The organism is Pseudomonas sp. DTU12.3, assembly GCF_004124275.1.
Lineage (GTDB): Bacteria > Pseudomonadota > Gammaproteobacteria > Pseudomonadales > Pseudomonadaceae > Aquipseudomonas > Aquipseudomonas helmanticensis.
Map to the genome: position 1 here is coordinate 4,713,334 of NZ_CP027218.1, position 23,986 is coordinate 4,737,319.

Consider the following 23,986-nt stretch of genomic DNA (forward strand, 5'->3'; position numbering starts at 1 on the left):
CGCCTTCGCGAGCAGGCTCGCTCCCACAGGGGATTATCGTCGGATCAGGCGGCGCGCTCGTCGCCCGGGTTGCGTTCGAAGTAGCGCTTGTACTCACGGCTGAACTGCGACGTACTCTGATACCCCACCCGATGCGCCACCTGCGCCACACCCAGCCCTTCCGCGATCAGCAATGTCTGCGCCTTCAACAACCGCAAGCGCTTCAGATACTGCACCGGCGACAACAACGTGCTGCGTTTGAAATGCTCATGAAACGTCGACACGCTCATGTTCGCGCAACCGGCCAGCGTCTCGACATTCAATGGCTCGGTGTAATGCGCATGCAGATGACTGATCGACGCCGCCACCCGAGCAAACTGCCCCTGCTGCTCAACCAACGCGCGCAACACATCCGCCTGCGGCCCGCGCAACGCGACGAACAACAACTCACGCACCCGCGCCGGCCCGAGAATCTGACATTCCAGCGGATCGTGCAGACAACTGAGCAATCTTTCGACACAACCACGCATGTCATCGTCGAGCACCACCGAGGTCATCGACTCCGGTGTCTGCGCCGGAATATGCCGACCCGGCGCCAGGCCCATGGCCAACACCAACTCGCCGAGCAACACCCGATCAATCGCCACCGACACACCGAGCAACGGCGCATTCGGCAAGGCAAAGGTCTCGCACTCGAACGGCACCGGCAGCGCCTGGATCAGATAGTGCCCGGCGCCATATTCCATGGTGCGCGGCCCGAGGAACGCCAGTTTGCTGCCCTGGGCGATGATCATCAGGCTCGGTTCATAAATATGCGGGCCACGGGCGACGTCACAACTGGCGCGCAACACTTGCACACCGGGCAACCCGGTCGGGGAGTAACCATCGCGCAGCGCCAGCGGTTCGATCAACGAAACCAGGCGGGCGTTGGCATCAAGATGACGGGTTAATTGCATCAAAACTCTTCACTGAAAATATTGCGAAAAAAGGGCATGGAAGCATCATCGCAGATCCTTTTGCCAATGCGACCGATCAAACCCGCATGCCGGAGGATTAGGCATGAGACCCGGAGGAATCGTCATGGCCGGACCGTCAGTCGACGCCCAGAATGCGCCGCCTCACTTGTTCCTGCTATTGCGAGGTTTCACATGTACACCGCCATCGGCTATGCCGCCCAATCGGCCACCACGCCCCTCGCCCCGATGAAATTCGAACGTCGCAGCCCGCGCGCCGACGACGTCGCGATCGAAATCCTCTACTGCGGCGTCTGCCATTCCGACATCCATCAGGCACGCAACGAATGGGGCATTGCCGTTTACCCGTTGATGCCCGGCCACGAGATCGTCGGAAAAGTCACCGCCATCGGTGCGAATGTCACCCGACACAAAGTAGGCGATCTGGTCGGTGTCGGCTGCATGGTCGACTCGTGCCGCAGCTGCGAAGCCTGCCAGCAGAACCTCGAGCAATACTGCCTCGAAGGTCCGACCATGACCTACGCCACCCCGGACCGGGTCGACGGCAGCAACACCATGGGCGGTTATTCGGACAGCATCGTCGTCAGCGAACACTTCGTCGTGCGCATCCCGGAAAAACTGGCTCTGGCCAGCGCTGCGCCGATCCTTTGCGCCGGCATCACCACCTATTCGCCGCTCAAGCACTACGGCGTCAAGGCTGGCGACAAGGTCGGGATTCTCGGCATGGGCGGTTTGGGCCACATGGGCATCAAGTTCGCCAAAGCCATGGGCGCTGAAGTGACGTTGTTCACCCGTTCGGCGAGCAAGGCTGAAGAAGGTCGTCGTCAGGGCGCCGATCACGTGATCGTTTCCACCGACGCCGAGCAGATGAAAGCGGCCGCCGGTTACTTCGACTTCCTGCTCGACACCATTCCGGTGCAGCACGATCTGAACCCGTACCTCGACACCCTGCGTTTCGACGGCGTGCACATTCTGGTCGGCCTGATCGAGCCGATTGATCCGCCAGTGCACGCGGCGAAACTGGTACTGGGTCGCCGGGTATTGGCCGGTTCCTTGATCGGTGGCGTCGCCGAAACCCAGGAAGTGCTGGATTTCTGCGCCGAACACAACATCACCTGCGACATCGAAATGCTCGACATCCGCCAGATCAACGAGGCTTACGCCCGGATGATCGCCGGCGACGTGAAATACCGTTTCGTCATCGACATGGCGACGCTCAAGGTTTAAATCCGCCCTTATACCTTCAAGCCGAGCTCCGCCGATAGCCGGGCTGTGACCCCTTTGATCAGGGGAATCAGCTCGGCCATTTTTTCCAGCGGCATGTACGGCACGGTGCTGGCGATACTGATCGCCGCCACAATGCCTTTGCTCGCATCGCGAATCGGCGCCGCCACGCAGCGGATCGACGGTTCGTTGTCCTCCAGATCGAAGGCGTAGCCACCGGCGACATATTCGGCCATGCGCTGTTCGAGCTGTTCCCACGACTGCTGGGGATGCTGCGGCCAGAACTGACTTTTCCCACCTACCGGCAGGCTGATGTCGTACAGCCGTTGCCAGTCTTTCGGCGAGTCATCGAGCATCAACGCCTTGCCGATCCCGGTACGCGCCAGCGGCATGCGATGGCCGACCCGTGAACGCATTTCCGGACCGTTGCGCCCCGGATTCTTCAGCAGATACAACACCTCATCGCCTTCACGAATGCCCAAGTGCACGGTGTCACCGGTCAGTGCCGACAACTCGTCCAGATACGGTCCGGCCAAGGTCACCAGCGGCAACTCTTCACGCGCCTGAAATCCCAGCTCGATCAGCTTCGGCCCCAACAGGTAACCGACTTGCGGCACCACACGCAGATAGCGTTCATCAACCAGGCAACTGGCCAGACGATGGGTGGTGCTGCGCGTGGTGCCGATCAGCCGGGCAATTTCCTTGAGATCGCGGGCGCCACTGGCCACCGCTTGCACCACCCCCAAGCCGCGCAACAGCGTCTGGGTGCCGGTGGGTGCGGCGTCCTTGGTTTTTTCCGGAGCGTCTTCCTGCATATCCAGCCTTTACCGTTGAGCGAGGGAACGGGCGGCATTATGGTCGCCCGACGCAGACCACTACAACTCGATACGCTCGACCTTGCCGACCAGCAGCACGTAGGACAATGCACCGATCAATGCGAGAACCGCGATATAGGTGATCGCCGGCGCGAACGAATCGCCGCTGGCAAGGAAGCCGATCACGATCGGCGTGGCAATCGCCGACAAGTTACCGATGAAGTTGAACACCCCGCCGGTCAGCCCGAGCAAGCGTGCCGGCGCCAACGTCGAGACCAGCGACCAAGTGATCGAGGCCAGACCGTTGCCGAAAAACGCCAGCGCCAGGAAAGCAATCACCAACGGCGTCGACTCAACGAAATTCGCGCCGATGATGGAAGTGGAAATCAGCAGCCCGCCAATGATTGGCAACTTGCGCGCAAACCCGACGGTGCAGCCGCGCCGAATCAAAAAGTCGGAAAAGAACCCCGAACACAGCACGCCGATGAACGCGGCCAAAAACGGCAACGACGCCAGCAGGCCGGACTTGATGAAGTCCATGCCGCGATATTTCACCAGATAAGTCGGGAACCACGTGAGGAAAAACCACAGCGTCGAATTCAGGCAAAACTGGCCGAGGTAGATGCCCCACAACTTGCGTTTGGTCAGGACGATACCGAGATCGGTCCAGCTGAATCTGGCCTTGACCTTGGCGGTCTCCCGCTGAATATCGACCAGACCACCGCCCTCGCGGATCAGGTCGATTTCGGCGTCGTTGGCGCCTTTGAAATCCCGTGGCTCGCGATACACCGCGTACCAGATCGCCGCCCAAATGATGCCGACTGCGCCGGTCGCGACGAACACCATGTGCCAGCCGAATTCGTGTTGCAGCCAAGCGAGTACCGGGGTCAGGAATGCCAGACCGACGAACTGCCCCGATGTGTAGAAACCAATGGCCGTGGCACGTTCGCGCTCGGGAAACCATGTCGTTACTACGCGGCTATTGATTGGATACGCCGGCGCTTCCAGCGCGCCGACCGCCATGCGCAACACGAACAACGCGATGAAACTGGCAGCGAAACCGAGCATCACCGTGGCAATCGACCACAGCAGGAGCGCGACACTGTAAAGGATGCGCGGCGGCACGCGATCAACCAGCCAGCCGCCGGGGATTTGCATGGCGGCGTAGGTCCAGCCGAACGCTGAGAAGATCAGGCCGACGTGAATCGGATCGATACCCAGCTCACTGGTCAGGGCCGGCGCGGCAATCGACAGGTTGCTGCGGTCGAGGTAGTTGATGACCACGGTGATGAACAGCAACACCATGATGAAAAACCGCTTGCGACTGGGCGTGACTAAAGACGCCTGCCCGGTGAGGGTTTGCGGTTGCATGGGGAGAGCCTCTTTTTATGTTTATTGAGGTCATGACGCAAATCTCCCATCCATGGAGATCACAACTGTGGGAGCGAGCCTGCTCGCGAAGGCGTCGGATCAGTCACATCAATGTCGGATGTGACATAGCATTCGCGAGCAGGCTCGCTCCCACAAGGGATTGGTGTTGAGTCAGGCAGGACTCACCACTCGGCAAAGCTGCCATCGGCATGGCGCCAGATCGGGTTGCGCCAGCGATGCCCGACCGCCGCACGCTCAATCACGTATTCCTCGTTGATCTCAATACCCAGCCCCGGCCCGTTCGGAATCTTCACGAAACCTTTGTCGTAATCGAACACCCGTGGATCCTTCACGTAGTCGAGCAAGTCATTGCTCTCGTTGTAATGGATGCCCAGGCTTTGCTCCTGGATAAACGCGTTGTAACAAACCGCGTCCAGTTGCAAACACGCCGCCAGCGCAATCGGCCCCAGCGGGCAATGCAGCGCCAGCGCCACGTCGTAGGCCTCGGCCATGTTGGCGATCTTGCGGGTTTCGGTGATGCCGCCGGCGTGCGAGGCATCCGGCTGGATGATGTCGACGTAACCTTCGCTCAACACGCGTTTAAAGTCCCAACGCGAGAACAGGCGCTCGCCGAGGGCAATCGGCGTGCTGGTCAGCGGTGCCAGTTCTTTCAGCGCTTCGTAGTTTTCGCTGAGCACTGGCTCCTCGATGAACATCAGTTTGTACGGATCGAGTTCCTTCATCAGCACTTTGGCCATTGGCTTGTGCACGCGGCCATGGAAGTCGACGCCGATGCCGACATTCGGCCCGACCGCATCACGCACGGCGGCAACGTTGGCCAGCGCCAGATCGACTTTCTCGAAGGAGTCGAGGAATTGCAGCTCTTCGGTGCCGTTCATTTTCACCGCGGTGAAACCACGGCTCACCGCCTCTTTCGCCGCACGCGCGGTGTCGGCCGGACGGTCGCCACCGATCCACGAATACACGCGAATCTTGTCGCGCACCTGCCCACCCAGCAGATCACTCACCGACACACCGAGCGCCTTGCCCTTGATGTCCCACAGCGCTTGATCGATCCCGGCCAGCGCACTCATGTGGATCGCACCGCCACGGTAGAAACCGCCGCGATACAGCACGGTCCAGATGTCTTCGATATTGCGTGGGTCTTTGCCGATCAGGTAGTCGGACAATTCTTCGACGGCAGCGGCGACGGTGTGCGCGCGGCCCTCGACCACAGGCTCGCCCCAACCCGTCACGCCCTCATCGGTTTCGACCTTGAGGAAGCACCAGCGCGGCGGCACGATGAAGGTGGTGAGTTTGGTGATTTTCATCTTTTGTCTCTCTTATAGATGTAGCGCACGCAGCGCCAAAAAGTCTTAGCGAAGGGCCTTCCACGCGGCCACGTAGGCCTTGGCATTCACCGCCACTTGCTCCGGCGTCATGCCCGGCTTGAACAGGCCAGAACCGAGACCGAAACCTTTCACACCGGCGTCGATAAACGCCTGCATGTTGTCCGGCGTGATGCCGCCAACGGGCGCCAGCACCGTCCCGGACGGCAACACCGCAAGCCAGGCTTTGACGACCGCCGGGCCCATCTGCTCGGCCGGGAACAGCTTGAGAATGTCCGCACCCTCCTCCAGCGCCGCGAACGCTTCGGTCGGCGTCGCAACACCCGGCGACAGAAACAGCCCCGCCGCTTTTGCTGCGCGCAACACTTTGGCATCGCTGTGCGGCATGACGATCACCTGGCCACCGGCGTCTTTCACCAAGTCGACCTGCTCCGGCGTCAGCACCGTGCCGGCACCGATCAGGCAATCGGCGGGGAGAGCCTTACGCAGGATGCGGATACTTTCGTACGGCGAAGGGGAATTGAGCGGTACTTCGATGACGCGAAATCCGGCCGCGTACAGGACTTCTCCGACAGCGGCGGCTTCCTGCGGATGCAGGCCACGCAGAATCGCGATCAGACCGTTTTGCGCCAGTGCTTGCTTGAGCATGTCAGGCCTCCAGTCAGGGTTAACGGGATGAGGAATCGATCAGTCCGGCGGCCAGCGCCAGTTGCCACAGACCACGCTCAGTGGCCTGCTCGGCCAGCGTCACGTCGGCGAAACCGCAGGCATCGAGGGCACGGCTGTAGCGCGCACAGAGTTGCGCGTTGCCGATGAGGATGATCGAAGGAAGATTGCTGTTGTTGCGGCGACGTCGCTGAACCGTGGCGAGCGCCACCAGTTCATGGCCGATCATCAGGCCGGACAGATAGTCTGCCTGCGCCGTCGGGCTGAGTTCGCCGGTCAGGCCCAGGGTGCGGGCGCTGAACAAGGTCGACAGCACGCCGAGTTCGCCGTCCGCCGACTGCGCACTCTGCACGCCACGGTCAAACGCCTGAGCATCGAACGCTGCGCCTTGCTGTTGAGTGCGACCGAGAATGCTGTGTTCGCTGAGCACGGCGAATACTTCGCCGGTCATGAACGTATCGAAATGAGTGATGCAGCCATCGACCACCTCCACCCACTTGGAGTGGCTGCCCGGCAGACCGATCAGCAGATCATTGCCCGCTTCGACCGGCAGATTCTGCAGAACGCCAAGCACCTGGGTTTCTTCACCACGCATCACGTTCGGCAGCGTCGAGCGCTGAATCACGCCCGGCACGATATGCACGAGTTTGCCGCGAAGACTGACAACTGTTTGTAGGGAGTTTCCGAGATTGGCGACATCTGCCGGCGTCTCGCAATAGGCCGCTTCACGCCAGCCCTGCGCACTGCCGACCATGCCGCAAGCGATCACCGGCAGATCCGGCTGCGCCTCGAGCCAGTCGCCGCACGCTTCATCGAAGGCCAGTTCAAAACCATCGGCGCATTCGCGACCGTTGATGACTCGCGCGGTCTTGGGCAACTGCATGATCCCGGACGACAGCGCGCGCTGCTCCAGCACCACACCGTCCGCCGCGAGTTTGTAAGCACGTAATGAGGTCGTCCCCCAGTCGAGCGCGATCAATTGCGCCAGCATCGCTTCACCTGTTTTGTTTTTGGCAGTGAGTGCGACGGACTATAGACCTCTCAGACGGGAAATCTCAATATGTAATTTTGCATCCCATATTTTGGGATTTTGATTTCTGCCCACCTTCCTCGAACAAATCCGTGATTCACCGTTATCAAGATCCTTACTGACGCTCTATCGCCTGCACGAAAACACTGGCAGGAATACTCATCGATTTTGAGTAATACGGACCGTAAGCGTAGGCCGCAGTCCTGAACTTACATGCCACGACCTGACGCGCGCTCAATACCCTCAACAGTTGTTTGTTATTGAAGTACGTACTCAGCGTTCCGCCGTCCGGCGTATGCACCGCAGAGACCTCAGCCGAATACACATATGGCCCCGCAGCAGATTCATTTAATACCGCTACGACCTCCCCTTCGAGATACCGGGTCAGGTCCTGTTTTGTTTCGAAGAAGCCACTCTCATCCAATGAACAGATCAAGACATTGCCAACCTGATGTTGGCCGGCATTGATTTCGAAAAATCGCAACAGATCAGTCATTGAACTGAAGCGAATATCCAGAAGAGCACTGTCTCCAGGCTTGGCAACAGAAACAAATTCAATTTCGGACTCTGGGACTGGCACTCTTTTTGCGCACGAAGCACACAAACAGAGGACAAGAATTGCAAACAACATTCGCATATCAAGACTCCAGATATTTGATCATTTTTTCAGCGATGAGATCACATGCGGACTGTTCGCCAAGAATCCTCGCCTTGAACATTACGCCTGCATCTTCGTGGTTGGTGTCTACCGCTTTATTGATATCAGGACCCGAAGTCATCATCCAGCGTTCTCCCATCTCGGCGACGTCATCGGACTGATTGGGTTTGGCCGGTGCAGCCAATATATTGATCCAGTACTCTGCACCAGGCTTCGGGGTGGTGGCGTAGATGTCTGAAATCAGCCAGACACCCAATCCGCCGCCCACTGGATCAAGAGTGACCAAGGACTTCACCGTAAATCCCTGTTCTTTGAGTATGGCTGCCAGATGGGCGCCGTTCCATCCTCCCAGACTGTGACCAACGATACTTATATAAATTGATTTATCACCTTTCAGATAACTCAGCACATACTTTTCTATGTCCTTCTTGCCGCGCACATCCTTATAACTAAGGTACACCGACTTCACTTTTTCAATTTGCGCGTCGTTGAATTTCTTAGGCAATAGAACCTGCGCACTGGTTACGTTACCGTGAGGTGGTTGATCTTGATAATACTGTTCCTTGTCTCCAGCCCCGCCAATGAAAAACACCACGATTTTTTTGATTTTGATTGCTACAGATTTTACTGTCTGGTCGGTTTTGCAAGTCAACTCATGACTCGCCACCTCGTTTTTGCAATCTTTGAGTGCAGGGTTTGCAACTTCCATTTCGATCACTCTACAAACAGTTTTATAGTTTCGGCCAAATGAGAGCTGACCATATGAGTAAAGCCCTGCTCATTGGTGATCCCGTGTTCCATGCTCCCATCGCCCCGCTGAATCACATAAGGGTGGTCGGGCACAGGCTCGCCAGTTGCTTCATTCACTACTTGCAAACTGTCCGTAAAATGCACCGGCATCGGCAATAACCCACTAAACGCCGCGCCTCCGCCACTCTGTCCAATAATCACCGTCCCCGAACCACCGACCACGACATTGCCATGGCCGCCGGTACTGTCGAGCATTGCGGCATTCAAGCCGTTGATGAAAACCGTGCCGGAAACTGCCCCGGTAATCGGGCTGCCGCACGCCGATTTATCGGTCATGCGCGCAGCCGCAAGGCCATCGAAGAAGACGTCGGGCGAGCCGGAGACGATCGGGTTGGTGCCATGGCCTGGCAACGGGCAGGCGGTCGGGTCGGTGACGCGTGCAGCGGGTTTACCACTCAATTCAAAGCTCCTTGCTTCGGGGATTCCGGGTGTGGCTGATGGATATCGATGTCGGTTACGGCGAAGCGCCAGCGGTTGTCGACGGGGTCGCACAGGGCGTGGCAATGCTCACGGTTATCAGGGGATGTAGCCGATTGCAGATGTTGCCAGGCTTCCTCGACATGCCACGCCAGCTCGGCAGGCGTCGCGTCGTCCAAATCGTTGAGCCAGGCGTTGTAGTTGCGCAGGTGATTGCGTTCGTAAGTCGATTGCAGCAAATCGGCCATTTGTGTGCCGAGGTGCAGATGATGTTCGGCCGTCCAGTGACCGATCTCGGAATAGGCGTACCAGCCCATCGGCATCAACCCGCCGTCCTTGATCAGCGAATGCCCGGCAGGGGCGACGAAACCGCAACAGATGTGCAGCGTCAGCCAGCCTTGTTGGGCGTCGATAAACGCCGTTGGATCGAAGGTGCGCAGCGGTATCACACGGTACTCGGCGAGCCCGGCGCTGCGCGTCATCAACTCGGCATCAAGGCGTGACACGAACGCACGAATGGCTGTACCGCCTGTGCGATTGACGACGCAGAGAATATCTACCGGTTGACGTTGGGGGTTGTCGGTCGAGCCTGAGTTTTTCACCAGGCCATACAAACGCATTGACGCCCGTAGTCCGCTCATCGCCAGTCACTCGTTGACGCAGCGAAGGCTCCACGGGCGTGGAGGAATTGTGCCAGAGGCATTGCAGGTGTCATCCATGAGCGCGCAAAAATGGCGCGTAGAATGCCGGACTAGAGCGCTGGCGACAATCGAATTAGCATTGGATTGCCATCATTGTTTTCAGCCCTCGGCGAACTCGCGGAGAATCTTGCCATCCATGCGGTAGCGCACCCATTCCTCTTGGGGTTGCGCACCGAGGGATTTGTAGAAATCGATCGCTGGCGTGTTCCAGTCGAGCACGCTCCATTCGAAGCGGCCGCAGTCGTTGTCGCAGGCGATTTTCGCCAGGTGGCGCAGCAGGGTTTTGCCGGCGCCGCCGCCGCGTTGTTCGGGGGTGATGTAGAGGTCTTCAAGGTACAGGCAGTTGCTGCCCAGCCAGGTCGAATAGCTGAAGAAAAACACCGCAAAACCGATCGGCAGACCGTCGCGCAGGCAAATCAGGCCGTGGGCGGTGGCACCTTCGCCGAACAGGCTGCGCTCGATGTCGGCGACGCTGGCGATAACTTCGTGGCGGGCCTTTTCGAAATCGGCGAGTTCAGTGATGAAGGCGAGGATTTGCGGGGCATCGCTGGGGGTCGCCGGGCGGATTTCGATCGTCATGAACGGGCCTTGTCGGAAAAGGAAAACACCATACTAAGGCTGTGGACGGCGCTCGTCACACTCCAAACCTGATGAGGAACCCTGTGGCGAGGGGATTTATCCCCGTTGGACTGCGCAGCAGTCCCATTTTTTAGGGCCGCTTCGCGCCCCAACGGGGATAAATCCCCTCACCACAGAAATATCATCAACTGAAAATCTACGACAGCCAGTAAGGATGCTTATGAACGATGCTGCTTTCGCACCACTGATTTCACTCGCCGCCGAGTTACTGCCCCACGCTCTGGAAATATCGGACGACGGTGCGCACGACCTCGCGCATTTGCAGCGTGTCTGGCACAACGTGCGCACGTTGCACGAAGAAGAAGGTGGCGATCTCCAGATATTGCTCGCGGCCGTGCTGCTGCACGATTGCGTGGCCGTCGAAAAGAACTCGCCGCTGCGCTCACAAGCCTCGCGTCTGGCCGCAGAAAAAGCGTCGTCAGTGCTCGCCGGGCAGGACTGGCCCGGCGAAAAAATCGCCAGCGTCGCCCACGCCATCGAAGCGCACAGTTTCTCCGCCAGCATCACCCCGCTCACCCTTGAAGCAAAAATCGTCCAGGACGCCGACCGTCTCGACTCGCTCGGCATGCTCGGTGTCGCGCGCACGTTCTACATCGCCGGGCGCATGGGTTCGGCGCTGTACGACCCGCAGGATCCCCAAGCGAAGCAACGCGACTACGACGACAAGCGTTTTTGCCTCGATCATTTCCAGACCAAACTGCTGCACCTCGCCGACGGTTTCCAGACCGCTGCCGGCCAGCGTCTTGCGCAAATTCGGCATCAGCGGCTGAAGGGCTTCATGGAGCAATTCATGGAAGAAATCGGCAGCGTCTGATCGTTTACTCCGGTCAATGCTGAAGCTAACTTCGCCAACCTCAGACCTAACCCGCGCAGGCGACGTGTTAAACAGATGACGCTCATTTTTCCGGTCAAGGAACCGCGTCATGTCGCAAGCAACACCCCAGGTCTCAGGCAAGCTGTTCGGCCTGTTCTGCCTCGCCAGTTATCTGTTGTCGCTGTCGTATGGCTCGACGTTTTTGCTGTCGCTGCTGATCGGTTCACGCGGTGGCAATGAACACGATGCTGGCAGCGTGATTTCGGCGGCGATGGTCAGTACGTTTGTCGCGGTGCTGGTGTCCGGGCACTTGTCCGACATGCTCGGCGCAGCGCGTTCGATTGCGCTGTTCGGGCTGCTGCTGATGGCGGCGAGCCTGGGTTTTGCGATGACGCCGGGGTTCGGTCCTCTGCTGCTGTTGTCTGGATTGCTGCTGGGTTTGGGCTGGGGTGTTTTCTACACCTTGGGGCCGATCATCGTCGCCAGTCTGGTGACCCCAGCGCAGCGCGCGAAATATTTCGCCTTGCTCTCCGGCAGCATGATGACCGGCATCGGCAGCGGACCATTGCTCGGGCGCGCAGCCAGCGCGTTGGGCTTGCCGGTGACATCGGCGTTCTATCTGGCGGCGCTGGCCAGCCTGATCGGTGTGCTGCTGTTCTGGCGTCTTGGCGCACGATTGCAAAGTACCCAAGCGACATCAGCCGCGAAAATCAGCTGGCAGGCGACCACGCAAGTACTCGGCTCGCGCGCGGTGTTCCCCATCATCATGGTTGCTCTCGGTGGGTGCGTGTTTGGTGGTCTGTCGAGCTTTCAAACAAGCTACGCCGCCGCCCGCTCGCTGGATTATTCGTTGTTCTTTCTGGGTTTCATGAGCGCGGCCATCAGCAGCCGTATGTTGATCGCAGGCTATGTGGTCAAGCGTGATCCGCTACGTGCATCGTGCCTGTTGTCGGGATTGATGCTCGCCGCCATCGTGCTGTTCGCCTTCGGTGTGCACAGTGGATTCACCTACCTGCTGGCGGCGCTGATGCTCGGTGTCGGTTATGGCCTGACGTATTCGGTGATCAATGGCCTCGCCGCCAATGAAGCACCAACCGGCACCACTTCGCAGGCATTGCTGCTGTTCAGTCTCGCGTACTTTATCGGCGTGTTCGGCTTTCCGTTGCTGGCCGGGAAAATCATCGTTGAACAGGGCATGGCGACGCTGCTGCTCACGGTATTGGCCGTGGCGCTGGCGAACTGGCTGATCACCGTGGGTCGTCTGCTCTGGCGTCGACTCAACGTCAAAACGGCGACGGCGCTCTAGACCGTTCGTCGTTCATCAGGCACCAATCCGATCACCGGGCAGACCAACGACAGGTAAGGATTCCAATCACTGGAGAAGCCCTATGATCTCGTCAAGGTTGACCGCTTTCGTATTCAGCGCCCTGCTCTGCCCTGCGGTTTTCGCCGCATCCGCCACCGCTGCGGGCACCGGCCCTACCGATCCGACCCCGCCCCGCGCGCCCGCCATCAACAGTGCTCCCGGTATGAATACCGATGGCTCCGGCGTGCCCTTGATCAATCAGCCGCCCGCCACCGGTACTGATCCGCGCACCCAGGGCAGTGACCCGGGCCGCCAGGGCGGGATGAACACCCCCGACGCCCCGGCAACGCCAGACAACGCTGGCCCCGGCATCGGCTCGAAAACCACCACAGGTGGGTCCGGTTCCGAAGGCTCCGGGCAGTAGTTCGCCGACGCGAGCGTCCTATTCACATCAATGAAGAGGTAACCATGAACGTCGATAAAAACCTGGAAAAAGAAGTCCTCACCCGCCTGCTGCACGCCCACCCGAGTGGACTGGGCAAGGAGGTGCTGGACAATTACCGGGGCGAAAAGCTCGTGGCCAGCGCCCTCGCCGCCTTGCAGGATCGCGGACTGATTCACCACGGTCATGTGACCTGCAACGAGGCCGGCGAACACTCGTTAAACCTGCCGATCAAGCTCAGCGCGGCCGGAGTTGAAGCGGCGCGAAAACTCGATAGCTGAGCAATGTGATCGTGTGATCGTGTGATCGTGTGATCGTAAATCATGCAGGAGCTGCCGCAGGCTGCGATCTTTTGACTTTGAAGATCAACAGATCGCAGCCTTCGGCAGCTCCTACAGTAAATTTATGTGCGACACAGATCCACTGTGGGAGCGGGCTTGCTCGCGAAGACGGTTGATCAGACGCCGCCGGACTCGCGGATAAACGCATCCACCTCAGCCGCCCCCGGCGAGGTCGCCGGCCCCCAGCGCGTCACCGCCAAAGCCGCCGCCGCATTCGCCCGCCGCGCTGCTGCGTACGCCGTCAAGCCCTGCGCCAACCCGGCGACAAACACCCCGGCATGCGCATCGCCAGCACCATTGCTGTCCAGTGCTTTCACGGCAAACCCCGGCACATGCCGACGCTCGTCGCGCTGATCAATCCAGCAGCCCTGCGGCCCGTCACGCACCACCATCAGCACCTCTTTGGACAGATGCTCCGCGAGTCGATCCAGCGCCACCGCGATGTCTTCAGCACCGGTAAACCGCAGTGCTTCAACACTGTTGCTGGTCCACACATCGATGCGCGGCAGCAACGCCTGCATCATCGGCGAATCCGGTGATTCCACCAACGGGCCCGGATCGAACACCACGTTGATCGAGTCCGGCAGCGCCAGCGTCCAGTCGAGCAGCGCCTGCGCCTTGCCTGCGTGCAGCAGGCTGTAGCCGCTGAGATAAACGTAATCGCCCGCCTCGGCCGCGACACTGTTCAAATCCTCCTCGGTCACCTCACCTTCAGCGCCGATGTAGGAAATGAAACTGCGCTCGGCCGAGGCATCCGTCAGCGCTACGCACAAACCGGTGTCACGCGACGCCGGTTCACCGATGCCGATGTGAATGCCTTCAACATTCATCGCCTCCCGCGCCAGATCGCCGAAACGCCCAGTGCCATGCCGACCGAGATACACCACCGGCAAGCCATTACGCACCGCCGCCGCCATCACGTTGAAACCGCCACCGGCTTCGAAACCCGCCGATTGCGCGAGCACATCGCCACCAATCTGCGGCAATTTTTCCACGGCCATGACCAGGTCGATGATGACCTGGCCGGTGTGCAACATCTTAGGCATGAGCATTCTCGGTTTGCGCGGCGCGGCGATCTTTCGCCCCGCCGAGGACGAAGTAAATGCCACCGGCCACAACGAAGGTCACGATCCAGCCGAGGCCGTTGTGCCCAAGCCACGAGTCGGACAGGAAGCCTTTGAACCAGACGTTTTGCGCCGTGGTGCCGATGGTGGTGAAACTGAAACCGAGCACGATGGCAATCGCCCACGCGCCGAACGCACGCCACTCGATGCCGCCGCGATACCAGTAGGCGCTGCTCGGGCTGACGTCGAGCAGGTCTTTCGGGCTGTAGTAGTGACGGTGAATCAGGTCGACGATGAAGATCCCGACCCACGCGGTAATCGGCACCGCGAGCAGCGAAATGAACGTGATGAACGGACCATAGAAGCTGTCGGCGATCAGCATGAAGTAGATCGAGCCAGCGAAGATCGCGACGATATCGACCACCACCGCATAGACGCGTTTGACCTTCAGGCCCAGCGTCAGCGTGGTCAAACCGGCGGAGTACACCGACAGGTTGTTCGACAGCAGCAGACCACCGAACGCGGTGATCAGGTACGGCACCGCCATCCAGGTTGGCAGCATGTCGCGAATCGCCACGATCGGATCAGTCGCCGAAGCGAGATCGTTGTTGCCAACCGACAGCAGTCCGCCGAGGGTGATCAGCAACACCAGTGGTATGCCCGCGCCGAATGCCGCTGAAGCAACCAGGCGCACGGCTTTGACGCTGCGATGCTGATAGCGCGACATGTCAGCGCCAGCGTTGGCCCAACCGATGCCGGTGCCGGCGGCCATGGTGCCGATGCCGATGATCATTGCGCTCATCGGCGCGGGCGTGGCGTTGAACACCGCGCTCCAATCGATGGTTGCGCAGAGGAAGCCACCGACCAGAAGGTTCAGCGCGCCGAACACGTAGGTCGCCCACTTCTGGATCACCAGCAGCGTCGCGTGGCCGAGGCCGGAGACGGACAGCGTCAGCAGCACGAAAATCGCGATGAAGATCAGCGTCAGCACCGGCGCACTTTTCGCTTCGACCGGCGAACCGAACAGGATCGAGCACAACGACAACAGCACGAATGCGGCGGTGGTGGTGTTGACCGTTTCCCAACCGAGACGCGACATCAGCGAGACCAGGGTCGGGCCGATATTGCCGCGCACGCCGAAGATTGCGCGCGACAACGTCAGGCTCGGCGCGCGACCACGGCGACCGGCAATCGAGATGATCCCGACCACCGCAAACGAACCGGCGGCGCCGATGATCGCGACGATGATTGCCTGCCAGATCGCCAGCCCGCGAAACGCGACCAGCGTGGCGCCCAGCGGCAGACCGAGAATGGAAATATTGGCGGCGAACCAGACCCAGAACAATTGCAGCGGATGACCGTTGCACTCGGCTTCCGGCACCGGTTCGATGCCACGGGTTTCCAGTTGCCCGGCGCTTTGCCCGGCGTTTGCTGAACTCATGAAAAATGCTCCTGTTGCCATTCTTGTGTTTATGGGCAATTCATTAACCTGCACCTCTCCCCTGTAGGAGCTGCCGCAGGCTGCGATCTTTTGATCTTGATTTTGTGGCGCCCCGAAGTCTGCTGAAGATCAACAGATCGCAGCCTTCGGCAGCTCCTACACATGGGTGTCCTCAGCGCAGGGTGAGGAGTCCTTTCACAAGGGGTTCCAGCTCCAGATCATTGACGGTTTTGACTGTCTCGATCATCTCGGCAGGCCAACACTCAAGCCCCAGGCAGGCCCCGAGCATTGCGCCGAGAATCGCCGCGATGGTGTCAGTGTCGCCACCCAGGCTTGCCGCCATGCACAACGCCTCGAACGCGTTCATCTCACCGATCGCCACTTGCTGCGCCAGCGCGAACGAGACCACCACCGACTCCTGCGACGCCACCGATGTACCGATCACGTCGTAGAGCAAATCTGCGAGCAGCGCTTTGTCGCTGTCGACACTGATGCTGCGCGCCCAACTGATGCGCGAACCGATGCGCCCACCGGCGACCCAGTGCCCGTGCGCTTCGGCTTGCTGAGCGATTTGCTGACCGAGGTTCAACGCCTCGCCCAGGTCCACGCCGTTGATACCGGCGGACACCACCGCCGCCACCGCCGCCGCGCTGGAAATGCCCAACGTGGTGTTGTGAGTCACTTGACAGGCCTGCACCACCGCCGCAATAAAACGCTGCGGTTCGGCCACGTCTGCCGCGATACCTACCGGTGTGATGCGCATTGCCGCGCCGTTGGTGGTGCCGTAGCGCCCGGCCTCTTCCGGCGAATGGCCGGCGAGGATCATTTCGATGGCACGCTTGGTCGACGGCCCGAGCAAATCCTGCGAGCCCTTGGCCTGCATCGCGGCTTCCCACTCGATCAGGCGTTGCGCGAGGATCGCCGGTTCGATGCGGCCCTGGCCTTCGACCAGCAACTCGCCGACCAGAATCGCCTGTTCGGTGTCATCGGTGATCGAGCCTTTGGGCATGTTCGCGGCGATCGGTTGCAAGGGACCGGCGTCCTGCAGATCGGTGATCTTGCCGAAACGAACCTTGATGGTTTCGCGATTCAGCGATTGCGTCGGCATGCCCAGCGCATCACCGAGGGCCAGGCCATAAAACGCACCAAGGGCACGGTTGAGCTGGGTCATTTCGATTCTCCAAATTGCAGGTGCAGACGGAAATGCACCGGGTCGAGCAGGCTTTCAACCTGTTCCATGAAACGGTTCTGCCGGTCGTAAGTGGTGCGCAAGGCTTTGAGGAACACCGTGCCTTCCGGACGTCCGAGCAGTTCAGCGTCGATGGCGTTCAACGGCTCGGCGCCGATCCATTGATCACCGCGCTCGCCGATATAACCGTAAGCGGCCAGGGTGATGGTCAGGGAATTGTCGATCAGACCGACGCGCGGCAAGCTTTCCAGGCCTCCGGTCGCCGGCATCAAAGAACGTTCAAGGGACACCAGCGTGCCTTCGGTGGAGCGGCGACGACGGTCGAGGGTGATGAATTGGTCGGTGCCAAAACGCGACAGCAAGTCGGGCCGGGTCACGGCTTCCAGGCGCAACACTTCGGTGTTGATCATCGCGCCGCTGTCGGCCAGCGCCTGCGCCCAGCCGCTGCGTTGATCGAGGGCGACACCGTCAAACGTGACGATCGAGCCAACTCCGCTTTGCGTGGCGATGTATTTACGCCGCTTCAGTTCGGCCAATGCTTCGCGCAACGTGCCACGGCTGACGTTGAATTCTTGAGCCAACTGATGCTCGCCGGGCAACAGAAAGCCGTCCTCCATGAGGCCGCTTTCGATGCGCCGGACGAGTTCGTCGACCACCCGTTGTTTCTTGTCAAATCGTACCTGTCTAATCATGTACAAAGTGATAACCGAAACACACGCGGGCGGGCAAGGAAAATTTGGGGGATCGGACGGAAGGCGGGAAGATCAACAGCACCCTCACCCTAGCCCTCTCCCGGAGGGAGAGGGGACTGAATGGGGGATATTTGGGATATACATCGACCTGAAAGTGCTTCACCGAATCCACAATCGACTCGAAAGTGCTTTGCCGAATCCATAATCGACCCGGTCTTCCAGGTCGATGCAGGAAGCAAGACACCTCGGTCGGCCCCCTCTCCCTCCGGGAGAGGGCTGGGGTGAGGGGCTCTTGATCTCAGCGTTGCTTGAGGCGGTCGATGACCACGGCCAGCAGCAAAATCGAACCGCGAATAACGTACTGGTAGAAGGTATCGATATTCTTCAGGTTCATCGCATTCTCGATGATCGCCAGAATCAACACCCCGGCAATCACATGCCGAATCATGCCAATCCCGCCGCTCAGCGACACCCCGCCCAACACGCAAGCAGAGATCACCGTCAGCTCGAAACCCTGGCCAATCATCGGCTGCCCGGAGGTCATCCGCGACGCCAGAATCACCCCGGCCAACGCACCGATCACCCCATGCACGGCGAAGATAATGATCTTGGTCCTGTCAACGTTCACCCCGGCCAGCAACGCTGCTTCCTGGTTGCCGCCGATGGCCATGGTGTTGCGCCCATAGGTGGTGTAATTCAGCAGCCAGCCGAAAAACAGAAAGCAGACAATGGTGATCAGGATCGGTACCGGCACGCCGAACAACTGGCCGTTACCGAAGACGAAGAACGATTCCTGCGACACGCCCACCGCTTTGCCGTTGGCAAAAATGTACGCCAGACCGCGAACGATCTGCATGGTCGCCAAGGTGGTGATCAACGCATTGACCCGCAACTTGGCGATCACGATGCCGTTGATCAGCCCGACAATCAGGCCCATCACCAATGCCGCGCACACGCCAAGAAACACGCTATTGGTGTCACGCATCACTACGGCTGCGACCACCCCGGCGCAGGCAATCACCGAGCCAACCGACAAGTCGAAATGCCCCGACGCGAGGCAGTACAGCATCGTGCACGCGGCAATCCCGGTAGTGGAAATCGCCAGGCCCAGACCGCGCATGTTCAGCGGCGAAAGGAAGTTGTCGATCAGCAGCGTGCAGGCGATGAAGATGCCGATCGCCGCCAGCAACATCACCCAGTCATCGAGGAAGCGGCGCATGTCCAGTGGTTTGCGCTCGGTCGGCAGGGTTTCTTTCTGGGTTGTCATCATAGTCACCTCTCAGTTCGCCACGCCGTCAGCGCGGTGGCGCGGCAAAGCCATTTGCAGCAAGTTGGATTCATTGGCCTGGTCACGGCTGATTTCGCCGCGCAGGGCGCCTTCGCAGAGCACCAGAATGCGGTCGGAAATGCCCATTACTTCCATCAGGTCGCTAGACACCACGATCACCGAAATGCCCTCGGCGGCGAGGTTATGGATGATCTGGTAGATCTCGGCCTTGGCGCCGATGTCGATGCCGCGCGTTGGTTCGTCGAGCAGCAGGACCTTCATCGGCATCGACAGCCAGCGGCCGAGAATGGCCTTCTGCTGATTACCGCCGGAAAGGAATTTGATCTGCTGGCCGGCGTGCGGTGTTTTCACTTTCAGCGCTTTGATTTGCTTGTCGGCGTTGCCCTTTTCCCAGATGCCGCGCAGCAGGCAACCGAGACCGGAATTGGCCCCGCGCGCACTGATATTGATGTTCTCGGCAACGCTGGCCAGCGGGATGATGCCTTCCTTCTTGCGATCCTCCGGACACAGCAGAATCCCGGCGGCAATCGCGTCGCGCGGAGAGCGCAGCTTCAGTTCATGGCCGCGCAGTTCAAGGCGCCCGGCACTGTGACGTTCCAGTCCGCTGAGCAGGCGAAACAGCTCGGTGCGCCCTGCCCCGACCAGTCCGAACAGGCCAAGGATTTCACCTTTGTGCGCTTCGAAACTGATCGGCTCACGCAGGCCCGGACCGAGCAAACCGTCGACCTTCAGCGCCACGGCGCCGCGTGGGCGATGGCGGTAATCGTAGATGTCCTGAATGTCGCGGCCGACCATGCAGGTCACCAGTTGATCGTGGCTCAACTGGCTCATGTCGTCGAAGGTGCGCACGTAGCGACCGTCCTTGAACACGGTGACGGCGTCGCAGATGCGGAACACTTCTTCCATCCGGTGCGAGACATAAAGCACCACTTTGCCCTCGTCGCGCAGACGGCCGATGATCGCCATCAAACGGTCGATTTCGCGGGCCGAGAGGCTGCTGGTCGGTTCGTCGAATGCGATGACATGAGCGCCACGCGAAAGAGCCTTGGCGATTTCCACCAATTGCCGCTGACCGAGAGACAGGCGTCCGACCTTGGTCTGCGGATCGATTTCGTCGGCCAGGCCTTTCAGGCAATTCAACGCTTGCTGGCGCAGTGCGCCGCGATTGATCAGACCGAAACTGGCCGGCAGGTGGCCGAGAAACAGGTTTTCGGCGACGGTCATTTCCGGCACCAGATGCAGCTCCTGGTGGATCACCGCGACGCCGCTGCCAATGCTGTCGGCGGTCGACTTGAACGCCATGGTCTGCTCGCCGATCTGCAACTCGCCGCTGCTCGGAATGTAAGCGCCACCGAGGATTTTCAGCAGGGTTGATTTGCCGGCACCGTTTTCGCCCATCAAGGCATGAACCTGGCCCGGATGCGCGACGAAGCTGATGGCGTCCAGCGCCTTCACCCCAGGAAAGGTTTTACCGATCCCGTTGAAGCGCAGGCTGCCGCTGGAGCTGTGTTGTTGGGTCTGTACTTGCGCATGCATAAAGCCACCTCTTCACACCGAAAAACGGCCCGGCTGCCCGGGCCGTCGCTGCATCAGTTCCACAAGCCGATTTTTTCCAGCTCTTGCTTGAAGTTCTCGCGGGTGATCAGGGTGACGTCGTCCATCGCGGTGTACTTCGGCGGTTCTTTACCGGTGGTGACCCACTCGAACATCATGCTCGCGGTGTTGTAGCCCTCGATGTGCGGGCTCGGCAGCATCGAACCGAAAAAGCCACTGTTAGGCTTTTTCAGTTCGCCGATGGCGTCGGTGCCGTTGATACCGATACCGATCACATTCGCCGCAGCAAAACCGGCGGCTTCGGTAGCGCGTACGCCGCCGAGTACGGTGTTGTCGTTCATGCCGCCGATGATCAGGTTTTTCGCAGCGCCCGGCAGTTTCACCAGTGCCGAGTTGGTGGCGTCCATGCTGCCCGGTACGTCGAGGGTTTTCAGCGCAGCGAAGAGGATGTGGTCTTTCGGCAGGCCGGCGTCTTCAAGGGATTTCACCGAGCCGTCGGTGCGCTTCTTGCCGGTGTCGAGTTCGTTGTAGGTGTTGACCACAGCGTAAGTGTCTTTCCAGTCCCAGTTACGCTTCTTCGCTTCGGCAACCATCGCGTTGCCCTGCTTCTGGCCAACTTCGAACGCAGCCATGCCGAGGTACGGCACGTCTTCCATGAACTTGCCGTTGGCGTCGACGAAACGGTCATCGACGGCAATTACTTTCAGGTCATTGAGTTTGGCTTTGGCCATGATTGCCGGGCCGAGCGACACGTCCGGCGGGCAGATCACGAAGCCCTTGGCGCCATTGGCAGCGAGGCTGTCGATGGCCGAGAGGGTTTTCTCGCCATCCGGCACGGCGATCTTGATCAGTTCGAAGCCCTTGTCCTTGGCGGCTTTCTCGGCGAAGGCCCACTCGGTCTGGAACCACGGTTCTTCCGCCTGCTTGACCAGAAAACCGATCTTCACGGTGTCGGCAGCGAGCAGCGAACTGCTCAGGCTGAACGCGGTAACCGCGAGTGCGGCACCGCACAGGGTACGAATCCCGAAACGACGTTTCATAAGCTGACTCCTTGTTATTTTTTTTGAGCAATGTTTGAAAAGCGTTAAAGCGTGTTCCTGCAAAGCCTGTTGAAAATAGTCATATCGTATGATGATTGGATTTCAAGCGGACTCATCCACACAAAACCCGTTCAATCAGTCGTGGTACATCACCGAGCGACCACCATCGATGGTGATGCATGACGCGTTGATGAACGGTGCTTCGTCGCTGGCCAGAAATACCGCAGTCATCGCCACTTCGAGCGGCTGGCCGATACGCTTCGGCGGGTGCAGATCGAAGGCGCGCTGGCGCTCAGCGTGCGGGTTGGCGAACCCGTTCCAGTAGTCGACGTTCAGTTGCGTTTCGACATAGCCCGGCGCGATGGCGTTCACGCGAATGCCCTTGGCGGCGTACTCGATCCCGAGCGCGCGGGTCAGGCCGAGCAAACCGTGCTTGGCCACCGGGTACGGAAAGCAGCCGGGGATAATGTGGCTGGAATGGGTCGAAGCGATGTTGATGATGCTGCCAACGCCCTGTTCGATCATTTGCGGCAGCACGGCTTTGCAGCCAAACCAGGCGCCATCGAGGTCGATGGCAAAACAGCGATGCCAGTCTTCATCGGTCATTTGCAACGGATCACGGAATACGTTGACCCCGGCGCAGTTGACCAGCACGTCGATGCGCCCGTGCAACTCGACGGCGCGTTTGGCCATGGTGTGCAGATCGTGCTGACGCGAGACATCCGCCTTCAGCGCCTGCACATCAAAGCCCTGCCCGCGCCAATGCGCGGCAACCTTCTCGACCTTTTCGGCCTGGATATCGCTGATCACCAATTTCGCTTGCTGCGAGGCGAACGCCGCAACGATCGCTTCACCGATGCCTTGCGCAGCGCCGGTCAGCAATACCACCTTGTTTTTCAGACGCTCGCCCTTCGGCGGTGCGGGCACCGGCGGCAGGGAAAGAGGTTCAACCATGGATCTGGACTCCTGTTTCGCAGGCACAAAAAAACCGGGCATCTGACGATGTCCGGTCTGGCAGGCGTTTGAAACAAAACAGGCAGGCGCGACCGACAGCCTGGGGCTGTTGCGAGACGCGGACTCCACACGGGAGTGCGATAGAGATTCGCTGCATCACTTCACCTGTTTTGTTCTTTTTAAGTGTGAGTGCGTGTTACTGCTGGAGCCGACTATAAACCCGACCGCCAAATAATCTCAATATATAATTTTGCATCCCATATTTTGGGATTATCCGGCGAAGCGTGTGCAGAGCTTTCCTGGCCCATCGACGCGCATCGACAGCACTGCACCGTCGAGCGGATGCTCATACGGACTCTTGGCGCTGGTGATGTACAGGGTTTTCAAGTCTTCACCGCCGAAAACACAACTGGTCGGGCGGCTGATCGGCAGGTCGATTTTGCGATCGACCTTACCGTCAGGCGTCAGCCGTAGCAGGCAACTGCCATCCCAGCGCGCATTCCAGATATAGCCCTCGGCGTCCATCGCCGAACCGTCCGGACCACCCTGCTGATCGGGGCCGTACCAGACTTGTGCAGCATCGAGATTGCCATCGGTGTGAATGAAATAACGGTGCAGCGTGCTGTCGAGACTGTCGCCGAACAGCAACGTGGTGCCGTCGTCGCTCCACAACAGCGTGTTGGGAATGCCCAGGCCGCGCAGTAATGGCGTGACGCGCTTGTCCGGATCAACCCGGAACAGGCCACCGGAGCGGCGAGTGATCGGCAGATCCTCGCCGTTTTCGCCGATGTTGTTTTGCATGGTGCCGAGCCACAGGCGACCTTGGCCATCGCAACGCGCTTCGTTTGGACGGTTGCCGGGTTGCGGGTCGGCGACGCAGAACAACGTCAGACGCGGTTCGAGGCCGGGAGAGTCGAGGTCGAGGCGGTAGACGCCGCTGCTCAGGGTCACCAGTGCATCGCCGCCGGCGCAGGGGATGAACGCGGAAACGTGCTCGGGCATCTGCCAGATCTGCACGTTCTGGCCGATCAGGCGCAGGGCCTGCTTGCCGGCGATATCAACCCAGTACAGCGCCTGGGTCGGCGCGTCCCAGAACGGGCCTTCGCCGAGTTGGGCGCGGTGTTGGGTCAGGGCGGTCCACGTCATATCCATTCCTTCTTTGTTGTTGTTTTACTGTGGGAGCGAGCCTGCTCGCGAAAGCGTCGTGTCAGTCGATGCATGAGTTGCC

Annotated in this window: 25 protein-coding genes; 5 read left to right on the forward strand and 20 right to left on the reverse strand. The window is 59.7% G+C overall.

Annotated elements, in window-relative coordinates:
- Window positions 1–44: 44 nt before the first annotated feature.
- The gene (locus C2E19_RS21525; RefSeq protein WP_129394991.1) at window positions 45–935 is read right to left on the reverse strand and encodes an AraC family transcriptional regulator; all 891 of its coding nucleotides are present in this window, start codon (window positions 933–935) and stop codon (window positions 45–47) included.
- A 192-nt stretch (window positions 936–1,127) separates the two neighbouring features.
- Between C2E19_RS21525 and C2E19_RS21530 the strand changes: the two genes are divergently transcribed.
- Window positions 1,128–2,180 carry an NAD(P)-dependent alcohol dehydrogenase gene (locus C2E19_RS21530; RefSeq protein WP_129394992.1) on the forward strand — a complete coding sequence of 351 codons (1,053 nt, stop codon included), beginning with the start codon at window positions 1,128–1,130 and terminating at the stop codon, window positions 2,178–2,180.
- A gap of 8 nt (window positions 2,181–2,188) precedes the next feature.
- Here the strand turns inward: C2E19_RS21530 and C2E19_RS21535 are convergent, their stop codons facing one another.
- The 10 genes from C2E19_RS21535 to C2E19_RS21580 all read right to left on the reverse strand — a co-directional run bounded on the left by C2E19_RS21535 (window position 2,189) and on the right by C2E19_RS21580 (window position 10,573).
- The gene (locus C2E19_RS21535; protein ID WP_129394993.1) at window positions 2,189–2,992 is read right to left on the reverse strand and encodes an IclR family transcriptional regulator; all 804 of its coding nucleotides are present in this window, start codon (window positions 2,990–2,992) and stop codon (window positions 2,189–2,191) included.
- Window positions 2,993–3,052: 60 nt separating this feature from the next.
- Window positions 3,053–4,363 (reverse strand): MFS transporter, encoded by a 1,311-nt coding sequence (locus tag C2E19_RS21540; RefSeq protein WP_129394994.1) that lies wholly within the window; start codon window positions 4,361–4,363, stop codon window positions 3,053–3,055.
- A gap of 182 nt (window positions 4,364–4,545) precedes the next feature.
- Entirely contained in the window at window positions 4,546–5,694 is a 1,149-nt protein-coding gene (gene dgoD, locus C2E19_RS21545) for a galactonate dehydratase (RefSeq protein ID WP_007903915.1), read from the reverse strand.
- 45 nt (window positions 5,695–5,739) lie between these two features.
- Window positions 5,740–6,360 carry a 2-dehydro-3-deoxy-6-phosphogalactonate aldolase gene (locus tag C2E19_RS21550; protein ID WP_129394995.1) on the reverse strand — a complete coding sequence of 207 codons (621 nt, stop codon included), beginning with the start codon at window positions 6,358–6,360 and terminating at the stop codon, window positions 5,740–5,742.
- Window positions 6,361–6,379: 19 nt separating this feature from the next.
- Window positions 6,380–7,369 (reverse strand): 2-dehydro-3-deoxygalactonokinase, encoded by a 990-nt coding sequence (locus C2E19_RS21555; protein ID WP_129394996.1) that lies wholly within the window; start codon window positions 7,367–7,369, stop codon window positions 6,380–6,382.
- Window positions 7,370–7,523: 154 nt separating this feature from the next.
- Window positions 7,524–8,045, reverse strand: coding sequence for a hypothetical protein (locus C2E19_RS21560; RefSeq protein WP_129394997.1), 522 nt, complete (start codon window positions 8,043–8,045; stop codon window positions 7,524–7,526).
- A gap of 1 nt (window position 8,046) precedes the next feature.
- Window positions 8,047–8,775 (reverse strand): hypothetical protein, encoded by a 729-nt coding sequence (locus C2E19_RS21565; protein WP_129394998.1) that lies wholly within the window; start codon window positions 8,773–8,775, stop codon window positions 8,047–8,049.
- 5 nt (window positions 8,776–8,780) lie between these two features.
- Window positions 8,781–9,275 (reverse strand): PAAR domain-containing protein, encoded by a 495-nt coding sequence (locus tag C2E19_RS21570; protein WP_129394999.1) that lies wholly within the window; start codon window positions 9,273–9,275, stop codon window positions 8,781–8,783.
- On the reverse strand, window positions 9,272–9,934 hold the full coding sequence (locus C2E19_RS21575) for a hypothetical protein (protein WP_129395000.1): 663 nt from the start codon (window positions 9,932–9,934) through the stop codon (window positions 9,272–9,274). Before C2E19_RS21575 ends, C2E19_RS21570 begins: the two co-directional genes overlap by 4 nt.
- Before the next feature lie 159 nt (window positions 9,935–10,093).
- A complete protein-coding gene (locus C2E19_RS21580; RefSeq protein WP_129395001.1) occupies window positions 10,094–10,573 on the reverse strand; it encodes a GNAT family N-acetyltransferase in 480 nt (159 codons plus the stop codon).
- A gap of 220 nt (window positions 10,574–10,793) precedes the next feature.
- Here C2E19_RS21580 and C2E19_RS21585 point away from each other — a divergent pair, with 220 nt between their 5' ends.
- From C2E19_RS21585 to C2E19_RS21600, 4 genes are all read left to right on the forward strand, one after another.
- A complete protein-coding gene (locus C2E19_RS21585; RefSeq protein ID WP_129395002.1) occupies window positions 10,794–11,447 on the forward strand; it encodes an HD domain-containing protein in 654 nt (217 codons plus the stop codon).
- A 109-nt stretch (window positions 11,448–11,556) separates the two neighbouring features.
- Window positions 11,557–12,753: an MFS transporter gene (locus C2E19_RS21590; protein WP_129395003.1), complete on the forward strand. Its 1,197-nt coding sequence runs from the start codon at window positions 11,557–11,559 to the stop codon at window positions 12,751–12,753.
- 82 nt (window positions 12,754–12,835) lie between these two features.
- Window positions 12,836–13,177 carry a hypothetical protein gene (locus tag C2E19_RS21595; protein ID WP_129395004.1) on the forward strand — a complete coding sequence of 114 codons (342 nt, stop codon included), beginning with the start codon at window positions 12,836–12,838 and terminating at the stop codon, window positions 13,175–13,177.
- A gap of 44 nt (window positions 13,178–13,221) precedes the next feature.
- Window positions 13,222–13,476, forward strand: a complete 255-nt coding sequence (locus tag C2E19_RS21600; RefSeq protein WP_129395005.1) for a hypothetical protein — start codon at window positions 13,222–13,224, stop codon at window positions 13,474–13,476.
- 176 nt (window positions 13,477–13,652) lie between these two features.
- Here the strand turns inward: C2E19_RS21600 and C2E19_RS21605 are convergent, their stop codons facing one another.
- The 9 genes from C2E19_RS21605 to C2E19_RS21645 form a co-directional block, all read right to left on the reverse strand.
- The gene (locus tag C2E19_RS21605; protein WP_129395006.1) at window positions 13,653–14,582 is read right to left on the reverse strand and encodes a PfkB family carbohydrate kinase; all 930 of its coding nucleotides are present in this window, start codon (window positions 14,580–14,582) and stop codon (window positions 13,653–13,655) included.
- Window positions 14,575–16,041, reverse strand: a complete 1,467-nt coding sequence (locus C2E19_RS21610) for a cytosine permease (protein ID WP_129395007.1) — start codon at window positions 16,039–16,041, stop codon at window positions 14,575–14,577. Before C2E19_RS21610 ends, C2E19_RS21605 begins: the two co-directional genes overlap by 8 nt.
- A 172-nt stretch (window positions 16,042–16,213) precedes the next feature.
- On the reverse strand, window positions 16,214–17,212 hold the full coding sequence (locus C2E19_RS21615; RefSeq protein WP_129395008.1) for an ADP-ribosylglycohydrolase family protein: 999 nt from the start codon (window positions 17,210–17,212) through the stop codon (window positions 16,214–16,216).
- Complete coding sequence (locus C2E19_RS21620; RefSeq protein WP_129395009.1) at window positions 17,209–17,922, reverse strand: GntR family transcriptional regulator; 714 nt, start codon at window positions 17,920–17,922, stop codon at window positions 17,209–17,211. The genes C2E19_RS21615 and C2E19_RS21620 overlap by 4 nt, the downstream gene beginning before the upstream one ends.
- Window positions 17,923–18,220: 298 nt before the next feature.
- Entirely contained in the window at window positions 18,221–19,189 is a 969-nt protein-coding gene (araH, locus tag C2E19_RS21625; RefSeq protein ID WP_129395010.1) for an L-arabinose ABC transporter permease AraH, read from the reverse strand.
- Window positions 19,190–19,201: 12 nt separating this feature from the next.
- Complete coding sequence (gene araG, locus C2E19_RS21630; RefSeq protein WP_129395011.1) at window positions 19,202–20,746, reverse strand: L-arabinose ABC transporter ATP-binding protein AraG; 1,545 nt, start codon at window positions 20,744–20,746, stop codon at window positions 19,202–19,204.
- 53 nt (window positions 20,747–20,799) lie between these two features.
- On the reverse strand, window positions 20,800–21,804 hold the full coding sequence (locus tag C2E19_RS21635) for a substrate-binding domain-containing protein (protein ID WP_129395012.1): 1,005 nt from the start codon (window positions 21,802–21,804) through the stop codon (window positions 20,800–20,802).
- Window positions 21,805–21,939: 135 nt separating this feature from the next.
- Window positions 21,940–22,758, reverse strand: a complete 819-nt coding sequence (locus C2E19_RS21640; RefSeq protein ID WP_129395013.1) for an SDR family oxidoreductase — start codon at window positions 22,756–22,758, stop codon at window positions 21,940–21,942.
- 270 nt (window positions 22,759–23,028) lie between these two features.
- Entirely contained in the window at window positions 23,029–23,904 is an 876-nt protein-coding gene (locus C2E19_RS21645; protein ID WP_129395014.1) for an SMP-30/gluconolactonase/LRE family protein, read from the reverse strand.
- Window positions 23,905–23,986 lie beyond the last annotated feature (82 nt).

Bases quoted from the DNA above. Each gene is read 5' to 3' on its own strand.
- C2E19_RS21525 (WP_129394991.1), bottom strand. From the start codon at position 935: ATGCAATTAACCCGTCATCTTGATGCCAACGCCCGCCTGGTTTCGTTG.
- C2E19_RS21530 (WP_129394992.1), top strand. From the start codon at position 1,128: ATGTACACCGCCATCGGCTATGCCGCCCAATCGGCCACCACGCCCCTC.
- C2E19_RS21535 (WP_129394993.1), bottom strand. From the start codon at position 2,992: ATGCAGGAAGACGCTCCGGAAAAAACCAAGGACGCCGCACCCACCGGC.
- C2E19_RS21540 (WP_129394994.1), bottom strand. From the start codon at position 4,363: ATGCAACCGCAAACCCTCACCGGGCAGGCGTCTTTAGTCACGCCCAGT.
- dgoD (WP_007903915.1), bottom strand. From the start codon at position 5,694: ATGAAAATCACCAAACTCACCACCTTCATCGTGCCGCCGCGCTGGTGC.
- C2E19_RS21550 (WP_129394995.1), bottom strand. From the start codon at position 6,360: ATGCTCAAGCAAGCACTGGCGCAAAACGGTCTGATCGCGATTCTGCGT.
- C2E19_RS21555 (WP_129394996.1), bottom strand. From the start codon at position 7,369: ATGCTGGCGCAATTGATCGCGCTCGACTGGGGGACGACCTCATTACGT.
- C2E19_RS21560 (WP_129394997.1), bottom strand. From the start codon at position 8,045: ATGCGAATGTTGTTTGCAATTCTTGTCCTCTGTTTGTGTGCTTCGTGC.
- C2E19_RS21565 (WP_129394998.1), bottom strand. From the start codon at position 8,775: ATGGAAGTTGCAAACCCTGCACTCAAAGATTGCAAAAACGAGGTGGCG.
- C2E19_RS21575 (WP_129395000.1), bottom strand. From the start codon at position 9,934: ATGAGCGGACTACGGGCGTCAATGCGTTTGTATGGCCTGGTGAAAAAC.
- C2E19_RS21580 (WP_129395001.1), bottom strand. From the start codon at position 10,573: ATGACGATCGAAATCCGCCCGGCGACCCCCAGCGATGCCCCGCAAATC.
- C2E19_RS21585 (WP_129395002.1), top strand. From the start codon at position 10,794: ATGAACGATGCTGCTTTCGCACCACTGATTTCACTCGCCGCCGAGTTA.
- C2E19_RS21590 (WP_129395003.1), top strand. From the start codon at position 11,557: ATGTCGCAAGCAACACCCCAGGTCTCAGGCAAGCTGTTCGGCCTGTTC.
- C2E19_RS21595 (WP_129395004.1), top strand. From the start codon at position 12,836: ATGATCTCGTCAAGGTTGACCGCTTTCGTATTCAGCGCCCTGCTCTGC.
- C2E19_RS21600 (WP_129395005.1), top strand. From the start codon at position 13,222: ATGAACGTCGATAAAAACCTGGAAAAAGAAGTCCTCACCCGCCTGCTG.
- C2E19_RS21605 (WP_129395006.1), bottom strand. From the start codon at position 14,582: ATGCCTAAGATGTTGCACACCGGCCAGGTCATCATCGACCTGGTCATG.
- C2E19_RS21610 (WP_129395007.1), bottom strand. From the start codon at position 16,041: ATGAGTTCAGCAAACGCCGGGCAAAGCGCCGGGCAACTGGAAACCCGT.
- C2E19_RS21615 (WP_129395008.1), bottom strand. From the start codon at position 17,212: ATGACCCAGCTCAACCGTGCCCTTGGTGCGTTTTATGGCCTGGCCCTC.
- C2E19_RS21620 (WP_129395009.1), bottom strand. From the start codon at position 17,922: ATGATTAGACAGGTACGATTTGACAAGAAACAACGGGTGGTCGACGAA.
- araH (WP_129395010.1), bottom strand. From the start codon at position 19,189: ATGACAACCCAGAAAGAAACCCTGCCGACCGAGCGCAAACCACTGGAC.
- araG (WP_129395011.1), bottom strand. From the start codon at position 20,746: ATGCATGCGCAAGTACAGACCCAACAACACAGCTCCAGCGGCAGCCTG.
- C2E19_RS21635 (WP_129395012.1), bottom strand. From the start codon at position 21,804: ATGAAACGTCGTTTCGGGATTCGTACCCTGTGCGGTGCCGCACTCGCG.
- C2E19_RS21640 (WP_129395013.1), bottom strand. From the start codon at position 22,758: ATGGTTGAACCTCTTTCCCTGCCGCCGGTGCCCGCACCGCCGAAGGGC.
- C2E19_RS21645 (WP_129395014.1), bottom strand. From the start codon at position 23,904: ATGACGTGGACCGCCCTGACCCAACACCGCGCCCAACTCGGCGAAGGC.